The organism is Bartonella sp. AA16NXGY (assembly GCF_042197325.1).
Classification (GTDB): Bacteria; Pseudomonadota; Alphaproteobacteria; order Rhizobiales; family Rhizobiaceae; genus Bartonella.
In genome coordinates, this window is the sequence record NZ_JBHIRR010000018.1 from 23,705 (window position 1) to 31,194 (window position 7,490).

Below are 7,490 nucleotides of genomic sequence, written 5' to 3' on the forward strand. Positions count from 1 at the left end.
ACAAAACGTATTTTAAATTATCACGCGCAACCAAAGTTATTAAACAGAACGCGTGTTTTTTGTTTTTAGAGAAGGGGAAGAAAGTTTGTAGAAAATTATGTTTAAAAATCATCTCTCTTTATATCATTTTACAACGGTTATTTTTTTCTTTGTATACAATACTGATGCAGGTGAGATTTCTTCTGAGAAGAAGCCATATTCATGTAACGAAAGTGCCTCATTTTATCGCTGTAATGATGGTAAAACGCATGAAATTGCCAAGAAAACTTATCAACTTACGGGTGAAAGTTCTGATGCTGCCATAGAGGCATCAGGGAAAAATACAGTCATTGAGGGAGAGGCTATAATCATTAACGGTGTTTCGAATGCACATGGACATTCAGAAACAAACGCTTGGACAACAGCTGTAAAGTCCTCAAATGGGGGAGGCGTTGCTCTATTTGATTCCATGTTAAATAACGTGTCGATAGGGGCCGATATTAATGATGAGGGAGCTTTTGAGATGCAGAATGGGGTGATTAAAGCAACCAGAATGGGGATCAGTGTTGGGGGTAAAGGGTCGTTTGTTTCTTTGACCAAGACAGAGATTAAGACATCTTCTGATGCGATAGGTCTTTTGAGTCATAATGGTGCAAAAATTTATATGAAAGGAGGAAAAATTAATTTTGCTGATGGTATTGGTGTTCAAACAGGAGGAGATGGAGAAATTAATTTAGAGGGCGTTTCTATTAGTGGGAGGGGGAAACTGGGAACAAATACAGATAATTATCGTGAAGGTTCTGCTTTTAGTATGCTTCAGGGGAAAGGCTCTCTTAATTTCCAGAAAGGAAACGTTAATGTCGACAATGTTCATGGTATTGTAGTGCAGGGGAATAACCATAATGCTGCTCATATAAAATATTCCAATATTTTTGTGAGAGGGAATGGATTTAATGGCATGCACTTTTTTTGGGAAGCTGTCTTAAATGATAAAAAAACAATTATACCTGGAAAAGGGACTGTCCATTTGACAAAGACAACTTTTATGGCTCCAGAAAGTACGGCTATTTATAGTCGAGAATTCGAAAGTTCTGTTAAACTCTTACAAAATTCAAAAATTTCTGGAGATTCACTCCTGAAAGCTGTTGAGCGTTCTAATGTAAAGATTGAGGCTGATGCTTCTACCCTTGTAGGAGGCGCACATGTTGATGAAAGTTCTACAGCTAAGATAGATTTAAAAAATGGTTCAAAGTGGATTTTATCGCGACCAAAATATGACAAATTGCAAAATTCTGATGCTTCTGGTTCTAGGTTAAAAGATTATTCTTCTATTTCATCGGTTAATCTTACGGATAGTTCTCTTGTTTTTGAAGAATTAAAATCTAAAAAAACAAATGGTTATCAGACACTTCTCATTGGAAAAGGATTTGGGACTGTCTATAAAGCGCACGGTGATGTGAATCTTTATCTTAATGCATATTTGGATAAAGGCGGAACTCTGCAAGAGCAAAAAACTGACCGGCTTTTAATCAATGGTGATCTTGAAGGAAAAACAACAGTTCATGTTTATAAGATTCCTGGAAGTCCAGGGGCATTGACGGGAGATGGTGGTAATAATCAGGGGATTTCCATTATTCAGGTTTATGGAAAAGCCATGGAAGATTCTTTTCAGTTAAAGGGGGGGTATGTCACACTTGAAGCCTCCCCCTATCAGTATCATCTTAAGAGTTATGGTCCAGGCTCTGCTTTAGGGGCGGCAGATTCCAATCAAAGAGTGCTTAAAAACTCTGGAACATTTTGGGATTTCCGACTTGAAAGTCAATTTGTTGATTCCACTAAAGTTTTTCCTGTTCTTGATTTGGTTGTCCCCCCTTCTTCTGATGATATTCCTTCTTTTCCTAAAATTCATCCTAATATTACTGGAGGTGAGGATGGTTCTATTGATTCTAACTCTCAGCAAAAGTCTCAGGAGCCAAGTCTTTCTTCTCCTGTAGATTCTCCTGATAGGGATTCCCATCTTACGACCACACCTAATGTATCTGATGTTTTTGTACTTGAGATCCCCAATCCTCTTTCCTCTCTTGCACCTGTTGTTCCCGCTATTGCTGAATCTAATCCAGTTTCTCCACCTGCATCTGGTTCACCTGTTCCGCCGCATGTTTCATCCACTCCTTCTGTTGTTTCCCCAGTTGCATCTGGTTCACTTGTTCCGCCGCATGTTTCACCCACTCCTTCTGTTGTTTCCCCAGTTGCATCTGGTTCTTCTGTTCCGCCGCATGTTTCACCCACTCCTTCTGTTGTTTCTCCAGTTGCATCTGGTTCACTTGTTCCGCCGCATGTTTCACCCACTCCTTCTGTTGTTTCCCCAGTTGCATCTGGTTCACTTGTTCCGCCGCATGTTTCACCCACTCCTTCTGTTGTTTCCCCAGTTGCATCTGGTTCTTCTGTTCCGTCATCTGTTTCATCCATTCCTTCTGTTGTTTCCCCAGTTGCATCTGGTTCTTCTGTTCCGTCATCTGTTTCATCCATTCCTTCTGTTGTTTCCCCAGTTGCATCTGGTTCTTCTGTTCCGCCATCTGTTTCACCCACTCCTTTTGTTGTTACTCCACCTGCGTCTGGTTCTTCTGTTCCGGCATCTGTTTTTGAGCCTTCTTCTCATTTTGAGCCAAATGTGAGAGTCGTTGTTCCACAGGTTTTGACTTATATTCTTGTGCCAAATACCTTATTTTATGCTGGATTGATGGATATCAGTAATCAAAGCAAGCAGTTGCAAGCGCTGCGAACTGTTCCTGGTCGGTTGTTGAAAAATGATGAAAATCCCGCTTTGTTTTTGCGCGGTTACGGTGGACATCATCATTATACTTCAAATTTGTCTGCATTTAAATATGGTGATTATGGCGGTGAGCTTGATTATAATGCACTAGAGGCAGGTATTTTACTCAAGAAAATCGAAAGTGCATACAGTACGACATCTTTTGGGATTATGGGAAATTATGGCAAGCTTTCTTTGCAGCCTCGAAAGGTTAAACAAAGTCAAGAAAGTATATTTGATAAATGGACAATCACAGCATATGGAAGCATGCAGCATGATACGGGTCTCTATATGGATGGTCTCTTCTCTTATGGTTTGTTTAATGGAAATGTTCTCACACTTGAGCGAGGTAAAACGGCTGCATTGAGAGGGAAGCCCCTAAGTGTTTCTTTAATTGCTGGTAAAACGTTTATGATAGGCAGCCGATATTTTATTTTTGAACCACAGGTTCAGTTTGTTTATCAAAATCTCCAGTTTCATAAGACTCGTGATATTGATAATTTTAATATTGATATGCGAAGTCCAGATCATTGGGGGATGCGTATTGGTGGGTATTTAACGAAGACACTTACATTTACTAAAGATAAAGATGCACATGTTCTCTCATTCTATGGTAAGCTTCATTTCATTCGTAGTTTTGATGATAAACAATTTGTATATTTTAAAGATGCCTTCCAGCTTGGTTCCTTTGGGACTTCTTTAGAAGCTGGATTTGGTGTTTTTTCGCAATTATCTCCCAAAATTATTTTTCATAGCGATCTGATTTATCAGCATAAATTTACGAGTGACGGCTTTTCCGGAACGCATTTTTCTGGTGGATTAAGTTATCATTTTTAATTGTATTTTTCTTTAATACATCCTTTGTGAAAGACATAAGCACAAAACATGGTTTTGTTGTGTCGTTTTTCTGATTTTTGACTTTACATATAATACAAAACAAATTATATGTAACGGTACATAATAAGTAGATGAACTAGGTGTGTCTTTTCAGTTTTTTATGAATAAAATAAAGGAAGTTTAGACTAAATTATGATTAAAGTACTAAAACGCTATGTCTGTGTTCTCTTACGACCTCTATTTCTTTCTTCGTGCACAATATAGATGTGAGTGCAGAAGATTATAACCCCTCGTGTAATTCTCTTTTTAAGTCGTATTCGTGTGATACAGTTGATGCTTCTCGTACTTTTGGAAGTCGTAATAAGTTATATATGAGTGGATTGGATAGGAGAGCTGCAGGTGTTATTTTTACAATACGAACTCATGACATAGTTATTAAGCCGCAAAAAAGTAAAGGGGAAAAAGGCTTTCAGGAGCTGATGGAATTTTAGAATTAAAGAGATCTGAGAAGATTACATCAGCAGTGGTTGTGTCAAAAGATAATAAAACTTCTTTTAAAAAGAGTTCTATTACAGGAAATGGCGAAAAGAAAAGTGGTAGAAATGCTACGTTATCTCAATCTGTGTTTGGTGTGAAGCAGGGTGGTTCTTTCCTTTGATGAAGGTAAGATTCAGGTTTCTGTTGTTCATGGTATAGAGGCAAGTGTCTTGCTCAATGCGATTGAGGATACACATCACACTTTGAGCTTTGGAATAATGGAGAATAATGGAAAAAAACTTTCTACAACCTCAAGATGTTAAAGAAAGCAAAAAAGTACATTTGATAAATGGTCTATTACAGTATATGGCAGCATGCAGCATGATACAGGCTTTTATATAGATGTCCTTTTTTCCTATGGTTTATTTAAAGGGGATGTTCTCACGCAAGCAAGAGGCAAGACAGCAACATTGAAGGAAACACCTTTGAGTGCTTCATTGATTGCGGGCAAGTCATTTACGACAGGGCATAAAGGGGTTATTTTTGATCCGCAGGTTTAGGTTATTTATCAAAATGTGCGGTTTGATAAGGCGTCTGATATTGATGGTTTTGATATTGAGATGGGAAAACTTGATTTATGGGTGATGCGTGTTGGTGGTCTTTAAGAAAGATGCTTGCTGCTTCTGAAGAGGCTCTTGTTGTTTCTTTCAATTGCGAGCTTCAGCTTGCCATTAGTTTTAGAGGAAAACAACGTGTGCGGTTTGGAGATGAATTCCAATAAGGGCTTTTGGCTCTTCTCTAGAAACTGGAATGGGATTGAAGGCTCAGTTGTCTTCAAACTTTGCTTTGCATGGAGATGTAACTTATCAGCATTGCCTTAGAAAAGGTGGTTTTTCAGGGATTATTTTTTCAGGCGGTTTATACTATCGTTTTTAGGTGCCTATGAAATATAGAGTAATTTTTACATAAGTTATAGAGTGTTTTATGAAGTATAAAGTGATTATTTAAGTTTTATACTTGCTATTTTTAGTGTGTTTAACTTAATGTTATGGGGAATGTTTTTTATTTTTAACTAACAGGGGGAGAAAGGCAAATTGGGAATAAAGTTATGGTTAATGTATTAAGCGGGTATAGATTTTTATTTATTACAACGGCTATTGTTTCTTTTTTGCCAATCGTGAGTGTTAATGCGAATCCTAATAATTTAGGAACTTCCTGTAATGTATCAGAGAGTTTTTTTACATATAGCGATAGTAAAAAACATACGATAAGTAATAAAAATTATACTCCTTCTGTCTCTTCTCTAGATGATTTTGTTGCTGTCTTCTCTATAGAAAAAGAGGGAACTGTTTTAAATTTATTAGAGACAAATATTATCTCGCATAGGCCAAAGCAGATGTTTTTATATAGTGCATCTGTAAAAGATGATGGCAAGCTTGTTCTAACCAATTCAAATATTAAGGATATGTCCGGTTTTCGTGTTCAGAATGGGCAAGTTGTGATGAATAGAGGGAAGATTGAAGGTAGTTTGCAAGCTGTATGTGCAGAAGGAAAAAAAACCGATATTGCTTTAGTGAGCGTAAATATTGATATTGTATCAGATAATTTGAATGCAAAAGGGATTGGATTTGTTAGTAGTTCTGATGCATTCATTAGGATGTCAGGCAGTACTATTACTTTTAATGAGATTGGTGCGTTTTCAACACAATTTGGGGGAAAATATCTTATTGATACAACCAATATTCAGGGAAAAGGTAAGAAACACACGATTGTAGTTGATAATGAAAGTGTTGATGAATTTCCAAGAGCTTTTGACATATCACAGGGTGGTAATGTTCAATTACGTGGTGATTTTATTCAGCTCACTGATATGCATGGCTTCTTGATTACGAATTTTGCAGGTTATGCAGATGCTGAAGGTAAATTGGTTCAAGAATACGCTTCATCAAATGAGTTTAAAAAGACAAATATTAAGATTGAAGGTACAGAAATTTCTGTTCAGGGTGAGGGAGTATACGGTCTGTATTTTTATGGATTAGGCCCAGATGTATGGGGTGATATGTTTAAGGTAGGGAGTGAAAAACTTTCAAAAGTAGAAAAAATTGTTTGGGGTGAAGCATCTTTGCATTTGTCACAGACAACTTTTTCAGTTCCCGATGGTATTGCCATTTATAGTACGGGAGATGATATTTATGGAGCTGAAGCTACCATTGAATTAACAGAAAGGACAAAGATCTCTGGTGATTTATTGTTAAAGGCTCAAAATAATTCTTCTCTATTGGTGAAAGCAAAGGATTCTATCCTTACAGGGGGTATTCGTGTTGAGGATGCATCAACTGTTCACTTAGAATTAACAAATGGCTCTGCATGGTATCTCACCAAAAGAAAACATACAGATTTACTGGAATCTCTTCCTGTAGATTCATTACTTTCGTCTATAAGCATTTCTGATAGCACAATTTTTTTTGATAAATTTATATCTCAAGATTATCAAACGCTATATATTGGAAAAGTATATATTGAGAAAGGAAGTAATCTAAATGACATAAATCCAATAGAGGGGATACAATATGATAAAGAAGCCTATAATGCAAAGGGAAATGTGCAGATTAAGATGAGTGCGTTTGTGAATAATGACGGCTCGTTTAATCCTCAAAAAACTGATCGTATTTTGATCTACGGGAATGTTTTGGGAAGTACACTGCTCATGATGGAGAAATTTTCCAAAACCTTAGAAGAAGAAGCTGGCAATAAAGGAAGTCAAAGTATTTCACTTGTTCAAGTTGCTGGGACAGCAGAGGAAAGTTCTTTTAAGTTAGCCAATAGTTATACTACGGTGAATGGATTTCCTTATCAATATAAACTTCGTGTCTATGGTCCAAGTTCTTCTTCTGGAAATGCAGATCCAAAGAATAGATTGGTTGTTGGAGAAGGGGATTTTTGGGATTTTCGTCTCGAAAGTGTTTACATTGGTCCTGAATTAGATTCTTCTGAAACTGCTTCTAAGCCAACGTCTACAGTTTTACCTCCTCAATCTGAAGAAGAGACGGTTCCTTCTAAACGACCAACAGAGACTATTTCACCTGAACAACCCCCTTCTGTTGAGCCTCCACTTATACCATCTACACCTTCTTTGCCTGAAGGATCTGAACCGTCTGAAATATTTATCCCTACGGATTCGACGCTGACTCCTTCTGCACCAGTTCCGTCTGAGCCTCCCTCTGTACCAACAGTTCCGGAGGCTCCTTCTGCTGTGCAACCTATGCCTGCACCGTTTGTTCCAGTTGAAGATTCTACTAATGATGTTCTGCCATCTGAGCCCTCTGCTCCGGAGGACACTTCATCTCTGGATACTGTTTCTCCTCCTTCTGCCCCTGTTGAACCA

General features: G+C 37.7%; 2 protein-coding genes and 1 pseudogene. All 3 read left to right on the forward strand.

The features are described from left to right. Positions 1-97: 97 nt before the first annotated feature. Positions 98-3,628 carry an autotransporter outer membrane beta-barrel domain-containing protein gene (locus ACFINK_RS08220; protein ID WP_375638720.1) on the forward strand — a complete coding sequence of 1,177 codons (3,531 nt, stop codon included), beginning with the start codon at positions 98-100 and terminating at the stop codon, positions 3,626-3,628. 686 nt (positions 3,629-4,314) lie between these two features. Next, positions 4,315-5,041: pseudogene (locus ACFINK_RS08225) on the forward strand (autotransporter outer membrane beta-barrel domain-containing protein); the annotation flags it as partial. A gap of 172 nt (positions 5,042-5,213) precedes the next feature. Next, positions 5,214-7,490 (forward strand): autotransporter outer membrane beta-barrel domain-containing protein (locus tag ACFINK_RS08230; RefSeq protein ID WP_375638722.1); only part of this gene is annotated, 2,277 nt, incomplete at its 3' end.